The following is a 16,849-nucleotide window of genomic DNA, read 5'->3' on the forward strand; positions in this document are numbered from 1 at the left end:
TGCCGCGGCAGCTATAGGCCACCAAACAAATTGCAAGGAGAACGTCCATTGAAAATAACCCACTATTCAGATATTGACTCTGTCACCATGAACAACGAGATGGTCAAAAATGTCACCGGCAGAATATTGATCGGCAAGGCAGACGGCGCATCCAACTTCTGTATGCGAAAATTTGACATCGGCCCCCAAGGATTCACTCCCAGGCACGCCCATGACTGGGAACATGAAATATTTGTACTTGAAGGAAAGGGCGAAATCTTTATCAAAGACAAATGGACCGACATCACCCAGGGAACCGTTGTTTATGTCCCCCCCAACGAAGATCACCAGATCAGAAACACGGGGGACAAGGAATTTTCATTTCTCTGCCTTGTCCCGCACCAGGCGCCGGAGATGTAAACATGACCCCTCGAACCTGTGTCAGCCCTCAAGGAAAATTTATCGTGGGGATCCACGACCCAGGATTTAAAGTGAGCAACCTAAGGCAAAACACCTTTGTTCAAGGGCTTGGTCAACTGCCGGACGGCCATTGTGTGGACAACCAGATCAACTTCCCTAAAGGAGGAGTAGAGGCAGAAAAGACCGACCGGATTTATGAGATTGCCAATCCTTTTCCCTTCAGGGGGGCCACCTTTATCAACTCGGCCTGGGCCGATCCCCGAGCAGGAAGGCCCGAGGCCGTATCCCTGCCACCCAAGCCAGGCTGTTCCCTGTTAAAAAACCTGGAGGCATCAACAGGCAAAAAAAAGTCATTCCCAAAAATCTTGGATATCCTGCCCCGCCCCCTTCTGCTGGCCCTGGCCCAGGCCTCCACAGACCCGGAAGAACTTGCAGTCATGGCTAGAAAGTCCTGCGCACTGATTTTAGAAACGGGCAAAGGTCCGACAGGCCTTGAATTCAACAAGACCTCCAAAGGATACCGGCCCCTCATCCATGATCATGATCTCTATGAAATTTTGGGCAACAATCCCTTTCTACCCGATGCCTACAAAGAGGTTATGGTGTTAAGACCCGGCATTCAGGGCAGCAGCGAAATCATTGGAGAGGCCGGTTCAGAAACCCATGTATTTGAATACCTAAGGCGCAACTCCTATATTCCCTGGGGTCATTTTGCCTCCAACATGGCCAATGATAAGATCCGGTACCGGGCAAAGGATCTGACCCTGGCTGACATGAGGGGACTTCGCCACCTCTATTACCAGCGAATCTATGTCAGGACAACCCAACAGCTGGGCATTGATTTGCCTTTAGATCAAAAAGAATTCACCCTGGACGGGCTTGAGGCCCTACGGCTTGAAATCTGCCGGGCCATAGCAGCCGGAAATACCAAAAGCCTGAATTTGAATACCTCCCTTTGGGGGTGGAATTTTGGATTCGGCTTTGCCCAGTCCGGCCACAGACTCCATGCCTCCCACCAGATGATCCACCAGCAAAATGCCATGGTTCCCGAACATATCCAGGACAAGGATGGGAATCCCTATGGCTGTTTTTCCTGCGGAGACCTTGTCACAGATTTTATTTGTCAATTCAAAGCGGCACACAACCAGGATTTTTTCCCTGCCTATATTAAGGCTGTCCAGACCAACCAACGGACTGACGGGAAAAAAGGAGGACCGTCCTCCCTCATTGTCTTTGAAGATGACCAGGTTCTTCTTTTTGCCCCCAAGGCCCAAGTCAGTGAATGGGAGCTTCAGCTCATGACCAAAAAGACATGTCCCCATATTCTGGCGGCAGATCCCGCAACAAGAAACAGCCTGGACCTTGCCATGCTGACCGCAATTCAGGTCCTGGAAAAATTAGGCGCGCAGATGGTGACCGGCCTGGAGTTTTCTGCCCGGTTCAACAAGGCGGATGTGGGCCAGCACCTGGTTTATTCATTTATCCCCAGGCTGCCCTATGCCCCTGCCACCTTTTCCGAAGCCCAGCTTCGATGGATCAGCGGATGCTATCCTGAAGATTTTGCCAGGGCCTGCTGCCTTGCAAAGGAGCGACCATGATTCTCCATGATTTTATCTATGAATGGGATGGGAAATCCCAAAACGGTGAGCCCCCGGTCACCTGGTGGCCCGGGGCCTACCGGGTCAGAATCGTAACCCTTGGGGATGAACAAACAAAAATTCAATATCTATTCCCCACGGCCGTAATTTTAAAGGGGATTAAGACCCAGGGGGTGATGAACACCTCCTTGAAAAATTATATCCATAATTTTGCACAGAAAATTTCCAGGGACTATGACCTGGACACCACAAAAACCCTGTGGGTGGAACTGGGAGACAAAATCAGGATCGCACACCTTTCGCCTGGCGGCAAGCTGAGTGATAAGGCCTTGTTATCCTTTTCCTGGCGAAGGATCCGCCCCAATGAGCTTAAGATAATCGTTCCTTATATCCAGGATCTTTAAAGGTGTTGGATTGTACAATGCCTTTTTTTTATTGATCAAGGCTGGCAAGGCTCTGCTGAAATTTTGCAACATCAAAGTTTTGTTCAGGCAAGCCCATACTGAATTTTCAATCCTGCTTTACATCCATTTTCAAGACTGTTATATTTTCGTCGTAAAAGTTTCTTGATAAAAAATGAATTCGTTAATAAAATTTTCGTCCGATGCTAACTTACGTTTACCTTGTGTGTTGATGTGAATGATAAGGAAACCACCATGCGTATTTCAAAAAGGATCATCTTTTTTATATTTTTCTCTTTCTTGGTATTCGTTACGCATGCGGAATCCAAGAAGCTCACTATTCTCTGTGATATATGGCCACCGTATCAGACTGTTGAAAACGGGCGGTTAAGCGGATTCAGCACAAAAATTGTCAGCATCGTTTTCAAACGGATGGGAGCCGATGTGGCGACCTTTAAACCCTATCCATGGAAACGGGCCATACTCATGATTGAAAGAGGAAAGGCCGACGCACTTTTTTCCGCTAATTTCACCAAAGCCAGGGCTGATTTTGCGTTTTACCCTGATGAACCGATTGTCACCTCCCCTTGGGTGATCTGGGGCAATAAAGACAATAAAATTGAATTCCGCTCGTTTGATGACCTGTATGGCAAAACAGTCGGCATAGTGCGCGGATACAGCTATACCCCGGAATTTTGGAATTTTGCAAAAAAATACAATGTTTATGTAGAGGTTCCAAATGATGAGATGAATTTTAAAAAGCTGAATGCCGGGCGTATAGACTTTGCCCTGGCGGAATTTGGAAACGGGGTGCATATTGTTAAAAGATTAAACCTGAACAAAATCATACCATTCGTTAAAAATCCTGTAAAAACAGATGGTCTCTATATAATTTTCAATAAAAAAACAGTGAGCACCTCTTTTGTCAACGCATTTTCCAAAGAACTCAAAAAGCTAAAAAAAAAGGTCTTACCTAAATTTATATGAAAAATGATCAATAAGCACATCAAAGCGCGGCCTAAAACACATTCCACCTGGCCGAGACATCCTTGAAAGAATCTTCGTGCATTTAAGTTTCAACTTTATATGTAAAACAATACCCGATCATCATAACAAACATCAGTGCGACAGACAGGCCCATGAATTCGTTCAAAACAGACCGGTTAAAATAGGCCAGCATGGACAGAACAAAACTCAAAAGGCCTGTGGCGGCAATCAATTTTGAATAGAGCCGGCCCTTTAAAAAATACGGCACCAGAATCAAAAAAACAAGGGAGATCCCTCCCCACTTGATCCAGGTGAACCAATGCAAAAAAGTTAACTCTTTTGCAAAATCCAGGCGGCTCATTTTCGATGTAATGGATAACAATTGTATATTTTCAAAGGCATCGGCAAACAGGATAACAACCGCCATGAGACTGGCGGCATAGTACAGGGCCTGCCCTGTAATTTTTCTGCAGACCAAAGAAAAGAAAAACAAGAACGATGCATACAACACCATATAAATATAATCCAGCCCGTTTCCAGAATCCATGGCCAAGATCATCGATGATCTATTGGATTGTGCCCCGGACGGTTGTGATTCTGAATTTGACAACCCAAAAAGCCGGATCACCTCATCTTTGGACTGGACAAATTCAAAGGCCAAGATGGGAGTGGAAAAACCATCCATCATCCAGGGGGCTTTATCAGGAAAAACCGTGCCCAGAAACAGACTCATCCCAATGACCACCACCCCTAAAAACCCAACCCGCTTAAATGGTTTGTTCATTGCTAATCATCCTTTACCCGGATATTGAATCACCTGAAGGTCAGGCCTAAATCTTTTACCGGGAATGTTCAGAATTCTGTGTCACGGTTTCGGTTCCCGGATCTGCCTCAGCGCCAGCGGAAGTAAAAGTCAGGTCCGAGAATGGGCCTTCAATCAGCCACGTCGGAGGAGTTGACTTTTGCTGGAGTGGAGTTCCTGGAACCATCTTTTCCATCTGTAAATAAATCCCTATCAAATTCCCAGCTCTTTATCCAGCCGGCCTTCAAAGAAAATTGCCAACTGGGAAATTGTCAGTGACCAATTTTGAATCGGCATTGTCCATTTTTTACTGGCGTTCTGGATCCCCATGTAAAGCAGCTTTAACAGGCTGTCCTGGTTCGGGAATGATCCCTTTGTTTTGGTCAGTTTTCGAAACTGTCGATGCACAGCCTCAATGGTATTTGTGGTGTATATTATCCGTCGAATCTCTTCTGGATATTTAAAGAAATGACTGAGGCGTTCCCAGTTGTTCCGCCAGGATTTTATCACAATCGGGTATTTGTCATTCCATTTATTTTCCAAGATATCCAGTTCTTCTTCGGCCAGATCCTTATTGACCGCTTTATAAACACGTTTTAGATCTGCCATAAATTCCTTTTTATTTTTGGAACCAACGTATTTCAATGAATTTCGGATCTGGTGGACTACGCAGAGTTGAACTTCTGTGTCCGGGAATATGGTCTCAATGGCCTCGGGAAAACCTTTTAGACCATCAACACAGGCAATCAGGATATCTTTTACCCCTCGGTTTGAAAGGTCTGTTAACACCTGCAGCCAGAAGTTCGCACCCTCATTCTCGGATATGTACAGCCCAAGAATCTCTTTGCGGCCCTCGATATTCACCCCAAGAATTGTGTAAACGGCTTTGCTGCCGACCTTTCCGTTTTCTCGTACTTTATAATGTATGGCATCAAGCCATACGATTGGGTACACATTTTCCAACGGCCTGGCCTGCCATTCTTTGACGGTATGGATGATTTTATCGGTAATGGTGCTCAGAGTGGCATTTGAAATCTCAAGTCCATAGATTTCCTGTAAATGGGAAGCCATATCATTATAACTCATGCCCAGGCCGTAAAGGGCTATTATCTTTCTTTCAATTTCATCGCTGAGCGTTGTCTGATGTTTTTTGACGATCTGTGGAGAGAAGGTTCCGGCCTTGTCACGCGGGGTTTCCAGCTCAAATTTACCATCCAGGGATTTAATGGTCTTTTTGCTTTTTCCATTACGGCGGTTGGCAGAAACTTCCTGCCCGAGATGGGACTCCAACTCTCCTTCAAGAGCAGCTTCAGCAAGATTTTTGATTAATGATGTAAGGACGCCGCCCTTACCTGTGAAGGGTTTACCTTCCTGGATGCCTTTAAGGGCTTTTTGAAAATCAAATTCGGTGTTTTCTTCGGTCATGTCAGTTCTCCTTATTTAGCTGAGTATATCAGCTTTCATTCAACTGACACAGAATTTTGAACGCCCTCCTTTTACCCTCTTGAAAATCCATGAATGCCCCAGGACAACATTTCCCCCTCCTTTTTTACTAATCCATGCCGGACGAGTCCGGGCATCTCACCCTGCGGTTTGATTTTAACAACCAGTCATTGGCTAATTTAAAATTCTTTTCCACCCCAATCCCCCGGCAATAAAAATAGCCCATTGTAAATTGAGCTTCTTCGTAGTTGTTCCGGGCTGATTTTTCATACCATTCCAAAGCCTTTGTAAAATCGAGAGGTACCAGCCACCCTTCATCGTAGATCCTTGCCACTCTGTACTGGACCTCTGCATTGCCGCCCTCTGCCTGGTTGAGCAGATCCTGAAAAATTTCGTCATATTCAACTTGTTCAAGCCCATTACCCTTTTGTTTGTAAAAAGAGGGCTTGGCCTGATCCGGTTTTTGGACGCGTTTGGCTTTTCGATACCAATCGTTTGCCATAAGCGCATCCTGCTGAACTCCGATCCCATTATCATAAATCACGCCTATGTGATGCATGGCCTGGGAATGCCCCAGATGAACGGCAGCTGACAGGTGTGAAATACCCCGTTCAATGTCATGGTATTGTAATTCATTGTCAATATAAATCAGGCCAAGATAGTAGTGTGCATCTGGATTGTTCTGCTCTGCCAGTTTTGTGAAAATCGGCACCGCTGCCTCAGCATTTTTCCCTTTAAAATAATACCCCACTGCCTTTTCCAATTCTGATGGGGCGTCAGGCTGGGGCGGGACCTCTGCTGCCTTATCCATTTCCATCTTTAAGGCCTGCTCTACCAAAGGTTCGATATTCGTTTGAGAATTTGTATCCTTAGGCCCTGAATCACAGGCTGTGAATATAAGACTCATCAGGAACAGCACAGATAATGATTTAAAAAAACACTTTATATTTTGCATGGCAAAAAAATGATCCGATTGGGTTATTTTCAAGGTCTTTAGTGCCGCGTGTCGATATTCTGATACCTGTTTTTTTCATATCTGGTCTGCCGTTTTTTTAAAAAAGGGCAGCGACCAAACCTGCGAACACAACTATCTCGGTTAACCGAATATCATAAATCCTTGAATGATTTAAGCTAAATTTTAATGTGATATTCGATCACCCCATAAGTATCACATCCGCTGATGATAATCATTCTCACACAAGACCTGTAAAAAAGAAACGGGCCTGCAAAACCAGACCCGTTCTTTTTTCATAAAGGACAATAATTTATACGATGCCCTGGTCCATCATGGCGTCCGCCACCTTGACAAAGCCTGCGATATTGGCGCCGTTCACATAGTTGTCCGGGGTGCCGTACTCTTGGGAGGCAGCCATACAGGCCCCGTGGATACTCTGCATGATCCCCTTGAGTTTGGCCTCGACCTCCTGCCGGGACCATTTGATCCGCATGGCATTCTGGGACATTTCAAGGCCGGAAACAGCCACACCGCCGGCATTGGCAGCCTTGCCCGGGGCATACAGGACATGGCTGTCCAAAAAGACTTCAATTCCCTCAGGCGTGGTGGGCATATTGGCCCCTTCGCAGACCACGCTCACCCCGTTTTTCACCAGGTTTGCGGCATCTTTTTCATTGATCTCGTTCTGGGTGGCCGAAGGAAAGGCGCAATGGGCCTTATGGTCCCAAAGGGAATTATACTCTTCTGACCCGTCCAGGGCCGTGTACACGGCAGTGGTATACTTGTCGGCATACTCTTTGATTCGGCCCGCTTGACATTTTTCAGGTACATCACCCATTGGAGCTTGTCTCCGTCAATGCCTTCCTCGTCATAGACGTAGCCTGAAGAATCGGACAGGGAAACCACCTTGCCCCCGAGCTGGTTGATCTTTTCAGTGGTGTACTGGGCCACATTGCCCGATCCTGACACCAGGCAGATTTTGCCTTGCAGGCTCTCCTGGCGGGTGGCCAGCATTTCATCTGCAAAAAAGAAAGATCCGTACCCTGTGGCTTCCGGACGAATCAGGCTGCCGCCCCAATTAAGGCTCTTGCCCGTGAGCACACCTGTAAATTCATTCTTCAATTTTTTATACATCCCGAAAAGATACCCGATCTCACGCCCCCCCACCCCGATGTCGCCGGCCGGAACGTCGGTATCAGGCCCAAGATGCCTGAAAAGCTCTGACATGAAACTCTGGCAGAACCGCATGACCTCAAAATCGGATTTTCCCTTGGGATCAAAATCAGATCCCCCCTTGCCCCCGCCAATGGGAAGGGTGGTCAGGGCATTTTTAAATACCTGTTCAAAGGCCAGAAATTTTAAAATGGAAAGATTGACGGACGGATGGAAGCGAAGTCCCCCTTTATACGGACCGATGGCTGAATTCATTTCTATCCGAAATCCCCGGTTGACCTGGACCTTGCCCTGGTCATCCATCCAGGGCACCCGGAACTGGATCAACCGCTCGGGTTCAACCAGTCTGTCCATGATACCGGCGTGGCGGTATTCAGAATTTCTGTCAAGCACCGGTTTTACAGATTCCACCACCTCGTGAACCGCTTGGTGAAACTCCTTTTCAAACGGATCCCTTGCATTGACCACGTCCATTATTGTTCCCATTTTTCCACTCCTGTTTTTTGTTAAAAGATAGTCCCCCTTTATATTCAGCCGCCACAATAATAGTGGCGGCGTCCTTTGATATGATTCAAAATAAAATTTATATTACTCAACATTAAACAGGGTTGACATGGCGCCCATGAAATCGGATTTGGCTGAAGCGGCATAGGCCTCCCAGTCAAGTCCGTGCTCATAAAATGCCAGAGATGCCATCTTCTTGGTGATGATGGCATCCCGGTAGGCTGGTTTTTCATTCATAATATTTAAAATAGCCTCCCGTCCCAGACCTTTGACCAGCACCTCGGGGATATAGGATTTGAGCACTTCCCAAAGCAGATCAGTTTTGGCCGTGAGCTGGTCAAGATGCTCTGCCACCAGATGCTGGAACTCAAAAATCTGTTCGCTGGTTTTTACGGAAAGCACAAACAGAGGAATCTCCGGGTTGGCCTCATGAATCTTGATCAGCATCCGGGTTTCTGCCGCCGCATAGGTGGAAACAAGCCCCATGATATCCCGAATCAATGCCCACCGGGTTTTCACATCTTCCATGAGTCTTTTTTCATAGTCATCTTCAAACAAAAAGGCGGTGAGCACTTCAGCCACGGCAGAGGAAAAGACCCCTCCCTTGTTGGCCGAGCTGTCCTTAATCTGGCGGATATCCGTGGATGAGGCAATATACCGTCTTGCGGCATCATCAAAAAAGACATTTGCCCCTTCCACAATAAAGCGCAACCCCGTAAAAAGGGAGGCAAAGGCCCTGACATTGGCATGGTTGATGGTGTCCTTGAATCCCCCGCAGGGGATAAAAGCCTGGATATCGGCCTGTTCAATATATTTTCGATTCTTGGGATCTGTGATAAAATTTCTGTGAAAAATAGCCCCGTCCTCCACAATACGACCGTCGGGAAGGCTGATATTTTTCCCCTTTAACGGGACCTGAAATCCGTTTTTACCCAATTTTTCAACCGGGTATTCAAGGGAGTTGACCCGAGGAGATGAATGGCGCATGAACCCCAGTTTCATCAAGGCTTTCTTGTCCAAGCCGTCCGGATCAAAGAGCACGGATCCCCCGTCAATGATCAGACAAATCTTTCCCTTGTAGCATTGGATCTCATTGGACCCCAAATCCCCGTCAGGTCCGCCTGTCATCATGAGGTTCAGATTTTCTTCCTTTGCCCCATAATGCTGGATCAGGGTGCGGAAAGCCCCCATGACCGAGGTGGTGGTCATGCCGCTGATCTCAATTTTTCCGCCAATACGGTTCCAGATTTTGTCCATGTCCGAGGTGGTTTCAACCACCTTTCCGTTAAGGGCAAGTTCCGTTGTCTTGTGATCATGCTCCAAGAGCCCGAAAACATCCCCATTGTCCAAAAGTCCGTAGGCGTCATGGGGAATCCCGAAGCTTTTACCCGTGGTAATGGTCCGCCAATGGGCATATCCCCTTTGTTTGGCCCTGAACGCCACGGCATCCATCAACGGTGCCGTGCCTTCATCCGGTCCGAAAAAGATCATCTCAGGCTGGCCGAAATGGTCATGGACATGGGGATCAGGCAACATGAGATCCATGATTCCTTCGGTATAATCGTAAAGCGAATCCATGGCGTAGGACGCGTAAAGGGCATGGGGAACCACCACCCCTTTGGATCCGCTCTCGCAAATATCCTTGTGTTTAAGACGCTGGGCCTTGGGACCTAACGCATAGTTGAGCAATACGGCATTGTCCAGTTCCATGGCATGGTTGCCCGGTGTGACCCGGATCATTCGCAGCCCGCCCCTTGCGATATCATCGGCCCGCAAATGGGTGCCGCAGGCATAATGGCCGTTGACAAAAAAGACACCGAATACAAATTGTTCAAAGACCAGAGGATCCATGACCTGGTTGTCCATCCTGAATGCAAACGAGCGTTTTGCAGGCTTGTAAAAATTGGTTTTCAAGGTGGCCGGGACCAGTTTGAACATAAAGGCAAAAATATCACGGCCCAAAGGAAAGTCCATGAATCGCACTGCCAGCATCCGGTCAAAGGCGTCCCATTTTGCCTCCAGATCAGCTGGACAAAGATCGCAGGGCCCGGCCGGATCGAATTTACGCTCAAAAAGCCTGAACAGAAACTGAATCAGGTCCGGATGGGCACAAACGGTTTCCATGATGGTCCTGGAAACATAGGTAAACTTGTTGGACTCATGAATCCTGCCGGCAAATGCAGCCTTATGGTCTGCATTGTCAAGGCTTTCCATGATTTCCCGGTCACTTGAATTGCCCCGCTCGTTAAAGATGAACATATGGGTAAAGTCAATTGCATTACCGGCAAAAAGCATCTCTTTAAACGTAAGCTTTCCTGCCACGTATAGTTTTGTCACCCCATTGACGGAAAAACTCAAAAAGGCACTGAGATCGTCAACAAGGCAGGCTTCCTGCTGCCTTGACAATTCCCCTTTAACATAGAGTGAACATATGGAAGAGGGCAGAGCGGCATCGTTGTAATAGGGTTCCCAATAGGCCCTTGTAATGACAAGGCTGTGATCGTTGAATATCTGCCGGAGCACGGCCAACTGGGGACGTTCAAAATCAGAGTTAAACATAAACCTGATTTCTCCGATATCCGACAGGTTAAACACCTCGATCATGGGAAGAACCGAATCGGAGGTGGACTCAAGGAACTGCTCATACCGGTTCCGGGTCAGCCTCGGGGTCTGGGTATAATCCTGGTCCAGGCCGAATAAAAACCGGGTGTCTGAAAACCTGTCCGAAGGAAAATCAGCCACTGTCTCGGTCCTGAATATATAGGTATAATAATCTTTTTCAGGGTTATAGTAGTATTCTCTTCTATGACCGGTCAGCTGGGTGTCCAAAAGCGCTTCCACCGAATCCCGGGTCTCCTTTGTGGCAATGCGGACCCGCTGAACCTGGCTGCCCTGGAAAAGGTCCAGATCAATGTCTGCCACCCAGGAAGAAAGCTCCACCTTGTCCCCCTGAACCTTTAGGCTTTTGGCGATGGAGGCCAGGATGTGTTTAAGGGAATCTTTGGTAATGGTTTCAAAAAAATATTGGGGCAGGGCCAAATCGTTGAGCAGAATACCTGCGGCCCTGTTAATGCAGTTTGCAGTAATCAGACCTTCGGAGGACAGGTCAATAACCGCCTCGTATAAAAGACTGGGGTTGAGATGATTTTGTCTGGCCTGGTTGATAATGTAGGTGCCTGCTGAAACAGGGCCTTGGGATTGAGTCCCCATTGGGTCTCCTATAAGCTTTGCATGATTACGATGTAATTATCTAATTGAAATACAGGTCTTACCAGTTGGATTCTACGGATCATGAATAAGAAATAAAATAACATTTTCATTGGGTTGCTTACAATATTTTAATCAAACTTTGGATTATAAATTTCGTAATTCATAAAATCCCTTGTCATTTTTATAATTCGTCCATCGATGTATACCCTAAACCAGGCCTGGTCAACCTTAAACAGGCAGCTTTTTTAAAAAACAATGTTTTATAAACCTGGAGGCAAATAAACGCCTATTTTTATTGAATATCCCAGAACCCGTATTGACTTACCAAACAGACATGATAGGATATTTTCCTATTTTTTTATACTATAGGACACTAATTTATGAATCAGAATCAAAATGCTGTCATCTTCACGCCCCAGGGCAGTCAACAAATGGTTCCCATGACCAGGACACCCGGTATTCCAGGGTTATTTGCCAAACTGATCTGCCTGTCCATGGTAAAGCCCTCGCACCTTTCAGCCCAAACCATCCTTGAAAACGTTTGCTTTGTCCTCAAAGATGTTGAACTTAACGAAAAAAAAATAGACCGGTTCAAGCAGGTGTGCGGGTATGATCCCGGCATTGACACCGTGCCAGCCTCGTTTATCCAGACACTGTTTATCGGGGTGGTGGCCAAATTTATCGGGTCTTCTTGTTTTCCCATCAACCCCATGGGCCTGATCCAGGTGGGACAGTCCTTGGAACTGAGACACCCATTGGCTGCAGGCCAACGTTTGGACCTGTTCTGCTCTCTTTTGGACATGACCCAGACCGACCGGGGCATCCATACCCGGTTTGAATTTAAGGCCAAACCGGCCCGGAAAGAAGAGGTCGTCTGGCAGGGGACAGCCCTTTATTTTACCCGGGCCAAAAACCCCGAAAAAAAACCCAAAAAAGATAGAAAAGAAGAGATTGCCCTGGCCGTAAAAGAAACCATCAGGGTACCGGAAAATATCGGCAGATTATATGCCGGGGTCTCAGGAGACTATAACCCCCACCACCTGTACGGGTGGACAGCTAAATTTATCGGATTCAAGCAGCCCATTGCCCACGGCATGTGGAGTCTGGCCCGGGCAGGGGCAAGCCTTGAAAAAGAATTTGGGCACCCGCCCACCCTTGAGATGGAAGGCGCGCTCAAGCTGCCGATTTTTTTACCGGCCACCGTTACTCTCGGATACGAAACCCATGGCAGCCAAGCGGTTTTCGAGATCAGGGACCAGGAAAAAGGGATTCCCCACCTCAAGGGCAGTTTCCGGTTCTAACCGGCCCTGAATCATCCCATGGGAGCAGATTAAATGCTTGGATCTGTGTTTGCCTTGAGCTCCGCTTTTTTCTGGGCTTTGGCCGTTATTTTATTTAAAAAATCGGGGGACCATTTTTCCCCCCTTTCCCTGAATATCTATAAAAGCCTGGTGGCCTTTGTCCTGGTCAGCCTTTCCATGGGGGTCATGAATATCTCTTTTTTCCCGGATGTTAACGCCCATGACACCCTGCTGCTGGCCCTATCCGGCTTTTTAGGCATCACCCTGGCGGACATCTTTTTTTTTATGGCCTTAAACCGGCTGGGAGCAAGTATGGTGGCTGTGGTGGAGTGCCTTTATTTACCCAGTGTCCTTTTTTTCTCCTTTCTCCTTTTAGACGAACGCTTGGGCAAGGGAGCTGTTTTCGGCAGCCTCCTGGTCATCTGTGCCATACTTGTGGGATCCTTTTCTCCCGAAAAAAAAACCGTTAAACCCAACAGCGCCATCCTGACCGGTGTTCTTGCAGGATTCTTGTCCATGATATTCATGGCCGTGGGTATTGTCATGATCAAAGATGTGCTGGAACAGACCAATGTATTCTGGGCCACCCTGGTCCGGGTAACCGCCGGCTGCATCACCCTGGGGGCCATTCTCCTTTTCCATCCGAAACGAAACCGCTACCTTGGGGAACTCAAATTTTCAAACTCCTGGATCACGGCCTTGCCCGCATCTGTTTCAGGCAATTTCATTGCCCTTGTTTTCTGGGTGGCCGGAATGAAATACACCACCGCATCAAGGGCGGCCATTCTCAATCAGATGTCCACCATCTTCATCTTTATCCTGGCTGCTGTATGGCTGAAAGAACCCATCACCCGCCAACGGGGGATTGCCATCTGCCTGGCAGTGACAGGCGCCTATCTCACCATATTCAGCAAATAACCGTCCCTTTCAAGGGCCAGCCCTTATCTTGCGTTCCTTATTCTGCAATATGGGCCTGACCGGCAGCAGCGTTTGTGATCCAGGAATTTAAACGATGTTCAAGATCTGTGATCATTGAAGATGGGGGCAGGGTCCCTAAAATGGCGGAAACCGCCCCTTGAGCCAGGACGGCGGACAGGGACCGGGGAAAATTCAAATCATACACCATGCCGACCTGGAACAATTTCATGTCATTGAGGGTGGCCACCTGATCATAATCAATGGCCCGGCCATTTAAAAGCTGGGTCACAAGAACTTGGGATACTTTACCGTCATCTTCCAGGTCGTGGGTGAGAAACGCCTGGGTCTCACAGCTGAGGTAATAGGCTTTTATGACCTTGAAAATATCTATTTTATCGGCATCCCGAAGCAGTCTTACAAGCAGGTTCAGGTCTTTTTCAAGTCCCTTGGGAAGGCGGGCAAGATTGTGCAGGGCCACCGCCCTTAAAATCAATTGCTTTTCATGCCGGCAAATTCCCGCAAGAATCTCTTGTTTCACCATAACCCCGGCACCCAGCGCCCCGTGACTCTTGGACAAGGCATCGGAAAAAGTAACATAGGTTTCAAACTGATAAAACCGTCCCAGGTCATGAACAAGTGCTGCGGCCCGGGCAAGACGGGTCTCAGGCCTGCCGAGATTAAGGGATGCTGCCAGCATGGCAATATTTTCACAGACCCTGAGACTGTGTGCTTGTTTCAGCTTATAGAGATAGGGATCAAAAGCCCTGTTGATAAAAGGCGAGGTATAATCATAAAACCTATGTTCAAGAATTTTTAACTCATTTTCAGTCATGCATCAATGTCCAGGTTCAGGCTGAAGTTTAATTTTTCAAGTATCCTCCCAACCCTTTTGTTTGTCAAGAGACCGCAAGGGCCCTGATCCACCAGGCGGTGCCATCTTCTTAGTTGCCTGCGTTTGCTCCTCCCTGGGGAGTATGACGGATATTATCTCACTTGTCGCTCACTTGGCGCCGCAATATGGTACCGCCTGGTGGCCAGGAAAGCACGGAAAATCCCCATATTTAACAAATATAAAATTAGGCGGTGGATTTGGGGTCAAAAAGCCCATACTTGACCCCGGGCCGAACCAGGGGTATAAACCGGAAACACCATTAAAAAAAGGGACCCCATGAAAATCAAATACAATGCCCCTGTGATTCTGACCTATGCCTTTGCAGCCATAATCTGCCTTGTTCTGCCCCTTGGCCATACCATGGGGATCAGGTTGTCATCCCCGGCTCACCTTGAATTCTCAAACCCTGTATTCTATTTTCGCCTGGTCTCCCATGTATTTGCCCATGCCGGCTGGTCCCACCTCATGGGCAACCTTATGATCATTCTTTTGGTCGGTCCCCTGTTAGAGGAAAAATACCGGTATTTAAAACTCTTTGAAATGATGGTGGTGACGGCGGCAACAACCGCCCTGATCAATGCGGCTCTTTTTTCCACCTCATTGATGGGAGGCAGCGGCCTGGTGTTCATGATGATCCTTTTAAGCTCTTTTTCCAATTTCAGGGCCAAAGAAATCCCTTTGACCTTTATCCTGGTGGGTGTAATTTTCATTGGATCCGAAATCTTTTCCATCCTCAAGATAGACCAGATTTCCCAGTTCAGTCACCTGGCCGGAGGCTTCATGGGTGCGGTTTACGGATTTTTCAGAGGCGGCAGAACCTAAGCCTGAGCCCTGGGATTACCCTGATCTCATATTGACAAATCCCCCGGGATTCTTTTATAATTTATGCCTCATTGCCAGGGTGCCCGCGTTCCATTTTTTTTGGAACCGGGGTAATAGGAAAAACGGTGAGATTCCGTTGCATGCCAGCCGTTGCCGTGAACGGGGACTTAGACCTGTATGATGCCACTTGGCGGCCTGACAAATTCAGGCCAAAGGGGAAGACACAGGACAAGGGATGATCCGTCAGCCGGAAAGCCTGCCCAGGCCGGAAGACCCAAGGATGTCTGCTGGAACTAAATCCTGTTGAATATTATTACAGGAGAAAATCCATGTCCCTTGCAGATGACAAAGCCTTTGGCGCGTTAATCACCCGCCTTATCAACAAAGAAAACCTGTCCCGAAACGAGGCCTATCAAGCCTTTGAAACCATTCTTTCCAACCAGACCACCCCGCTCCAGCAAGGGGCATTTTTAGCCGCCCTTACCGCCAAGACAGAGACGGCCGAAGAAGTGGCCGGGGCCTGGGAAGCCATCTATGAACTGGATACCGTAAAGGTGGATCGGGATCTTAATGTAGCAGAAAATTCAGGCACGGGCATGGACACCTTTAAAACCTTTAATATCAGCACGGCCGCCTCGATCATTGCAGCAGCAGGCAAGGTGCCCATGGCCCGCCACGGGGCCAGGGCCATCACCTCGACCTGCGGCACCGTGGACATGGCCCAAGCCCTGGGCGTTGATGTGGAATGCACGGCCCCTACCGTTGCCCAGAGCGTAAAAACCTCCGGATTGGGGTTGTTCAACGGCATGAGCCCCCAGATTCATCCCAATGCCCTGGGAAGGATTCTTTCGGGCATTTTTTTCGGTTCCACCCTGAACATTGCCGCCTCCCTGGCCAACCCGGCCCTGCCTGCCATCGGGGTCAGAGGGGTTTATTCAAGGGAGATGATCATGCCGGTGGCCCAGGTCATGAAAGAGATCGGCTTTCAAAGTGCCATTGTGCTCTATGGAGAAATTTCAGGATCCAGCCTGGGTATGGATGAAGCCTCGGTCTGCGGCATCACCCATTGTGCAAAAATCACCACCGACCCTGAGACTAAAAAGAGAACCATCCAAGAATTCACCATTGACTCAAAAGCCCTGGGCCTTTTCTCCAAAACCTGTGACCCGCTCGAGCCCGAGCCTGTACTTGAACATGAGGCAAAACGGTTTGCAGGCCTCATGGCCAGCCGGGAAGAAGGGCCCAGGAAAAATGCAGCCATCCTCAATGCAGGACTGATTTTTTGGGCTGCAGGCAAGGCCCCCACCCTGGAACAGGGCATTGAGCAGGCAGCCGTTCTCCTTGAAAAGGGAAAGGCATTTGAGACCCTGGAAAACTGGGTTGCCGCCCAGAACTCAGACCCTGAAAAAGGCCTTTCAACCCTTCACGCCCTGGTGTAAAAAAC

The 16,849-nt window shown here is 48.1% G+C and carries 13 protein-coding genes, 1 pseudogene and 1 riboswitch; of the genes and pseudogenes, 8 read left to right on the forward strand and 6 right to left on the reverse strand.

All coding sequences use genetic code 11. From position 1 onward, the window contains the following. Positions 1-48 precede the first annotated feature (48 nt). The 4 genes from HUN05_22490 (at position 49) to HUN05_22505 (ending at position 3,385) form a co-directional block, all read left to right on the forward strand. Positions 49-399 carry a cupin domain-containing protein gene (locus HUN05_22490; GenBank protein WDP87551.1) on the forward strand — a complete coding sequence of 117 codons (351 nt, stop codon included), beginning with the start codon at positions 49-51 and terminating at the stop codon, positions 397-399. 2 nt (positions 400-401) lie between these two features. Continuing rightward, complete coding sequence (locus HUN05_22495) at positions 402-1,997, forward strand: hypothetical protein (protein WDP87552.1); 1,596 nt, start codon at positions 402-404, stop codon at positions 1,995-1,997. After that, complete coding sequence (locus HUN05_22500; GenBank protein WDP87553.1) at positions 1,994-2,401, forward strand: hypothetical protein; 408 nt, start codon at positions 1,994-1,996, stop codon at positions 2,399-2,401. Before HUN05_22495 ends, HUN05_22500 begins: the two co-directional genes overlap by 4 nt. A gap of 252 nt (positions 2,402-2,653) precedes the next feature. Continuing rightward, positions 2,654-3,385 carry a transporter substrate-binding domain-containing protein gene (locus HUN05_22505; protein WDP87554.1) on the forward strand — a complete coding sequence of 244 codons (732 nt, stop codon included), beginning with the start codon at positions 2,654-2,656 and terminating at the stop codon, positions 3,383-3,385. Positions 3,386-3,467: 82 nt separating this feature from the next. On the opposite strand, the gene HUN05_22510 is transcribed toward HUN05_22505, so the two are convergent. The 5 genes and pseudogenes from HUN05_22510 to HUN05_22530 form a co-directional block, all read right to left on the reverse strand. Continuing rightward, positions 3,468-4,169, reverse strand: a complete 702-nt coding sequence (locus HUN05_22510) for a hypothetical protein (GenBank protein ID WDP87555.1) — start codon at positions 4,167-4,169, stop codon at positions 3,468-3,470. A gap of 231 nt (positions 4,170-4,400) precedes the next feature. Next, complete coding sequence (locus tag HUN05_22515) at positions 4,401-5,612, reverse strand: IS256 family transposase (protein WDP87556.1); 1,212 nt, start codon at positions 5,610-5,612, stop codon at positions 4,401-4,403. Between the two features lie 127 nt (positions 5,613-5,739). Beyond that, positions 5,740-6,447 carry a sel1 repeat family protein gene (locus HUN05_22520; GenBank protein WDP87557.1) on the reverse strand — a complete coding sequence of 236 codons (708 nt, stop codon included), beginning with the start codon at positions 6,445-6,447 and terminating at the stop codon, positions 5,740-5,742. Between the two features lie 448 nt (positions 6,448-6,895). Next, positions 6,896-8,244: pseudogene (gdhA, locus tag HUN05_22525) on the reverse strand (NADP-specific glutamate dehydrogenase). 102 nt (positions 8,245-8,346) lie between these two features. After that, positions 8,347-11,472, reverse strand: coding sequence for an NAD-glutamate dehydrogenase (locus tag HUN05_22530; protein WDP87558.1), 3,126 nt, complete (start codon positions 11,470-11,472; stop codon positions 8,347-8,349). Between the two features lie 380 nt (positions 11,473-11,852). Between HUN05_22530 and HUN05_22535 the strand changes: the two genes are divergently transcribed. Together HUN05_22535 and HUN05_22540 are read left to right on the forward strand one after the other, a co-directional pair. After that, positions 11,853-12,773, forward strand: coding sequence for a hypothetical protein (locus HUN05_22535; GenBank protein WDP87559.1), 921 nt, complete (start codon positions 11,853-11,855; stop codon positions 12,771-12,773). 33 nt (positions 12,774-12,806) lie between these two features. After that, entirely contained in the window at positions 12,807-13,691 is an 885-nt protein-coding gene (locus HUN05_22540; GenBank protein WDP87560.1) for a DMT family transporter, read from the forward strand. Positions 13,692-13,728: 37 nt separating this feature from the next. On the opposite strand, the gene HUN05_22545 is transcribed toward HUN05_22540, so the two are convergent. Continuing rightward, positions 13,729-14,523: an HD domain-containing protein gene (locus tag HUN05_22545; GenBank protein WDP87561.1), complete on the reverse strand. Its 795-nt coding sequence runs from the start codon at positions 14,521-14,523 to the stop codon at positions 13,729-13,731. Positions 14,524-14,859: 336 nt separating this feature from the next. On the opposite strand from HUN05_22545, the gene HUN05_22550 reads away from it, so the two are divergent. Together HUN05_22550 and trpD are read left to right on the forward strand one after the other, a co-directional pair. Then, on the forward strand, positions 14,860-15,405 hold the full coding sequence (locus HUN05_22550; protein ID WDP87562.1) for a rhomboid family intramembrane serine protease: 546 nt from the start codon (positions 14,860-14,862) through the stop codon (positions 15,403-15,405). Between the two features lie 60 nt (positions 15,406-15,465). After that, a riboswitch (cobalamin riboswitch) is annotated at positions 15,466-15,684 on the forward strand. 50 nt (positions 15,685-15,734) lie between these two features. Next, on the forward strand, positions 15,735-16,844 hold the full coding sequence (gene trpD, locus HUN05_22555; protein ID WDP87563.1) for an anthranilate phosphoribosyltransferase: 1,110 nt from the start codon (positions 15,735-15,737) through the stop codon (positions 16,842-16,844). Positions 16,845-16,849: the final 5 nt, after the last annotated feature.

The sequence above is a fragment of the Desulfobacter sp. genome (assembly GCA_028768545.1).
Classification (GTDB): domain Bacteria; phylum Desulfobacterota; class Desulfobacteria; order Desulfobacterales; family Desulfobacteraceae; genus Desulfobacter.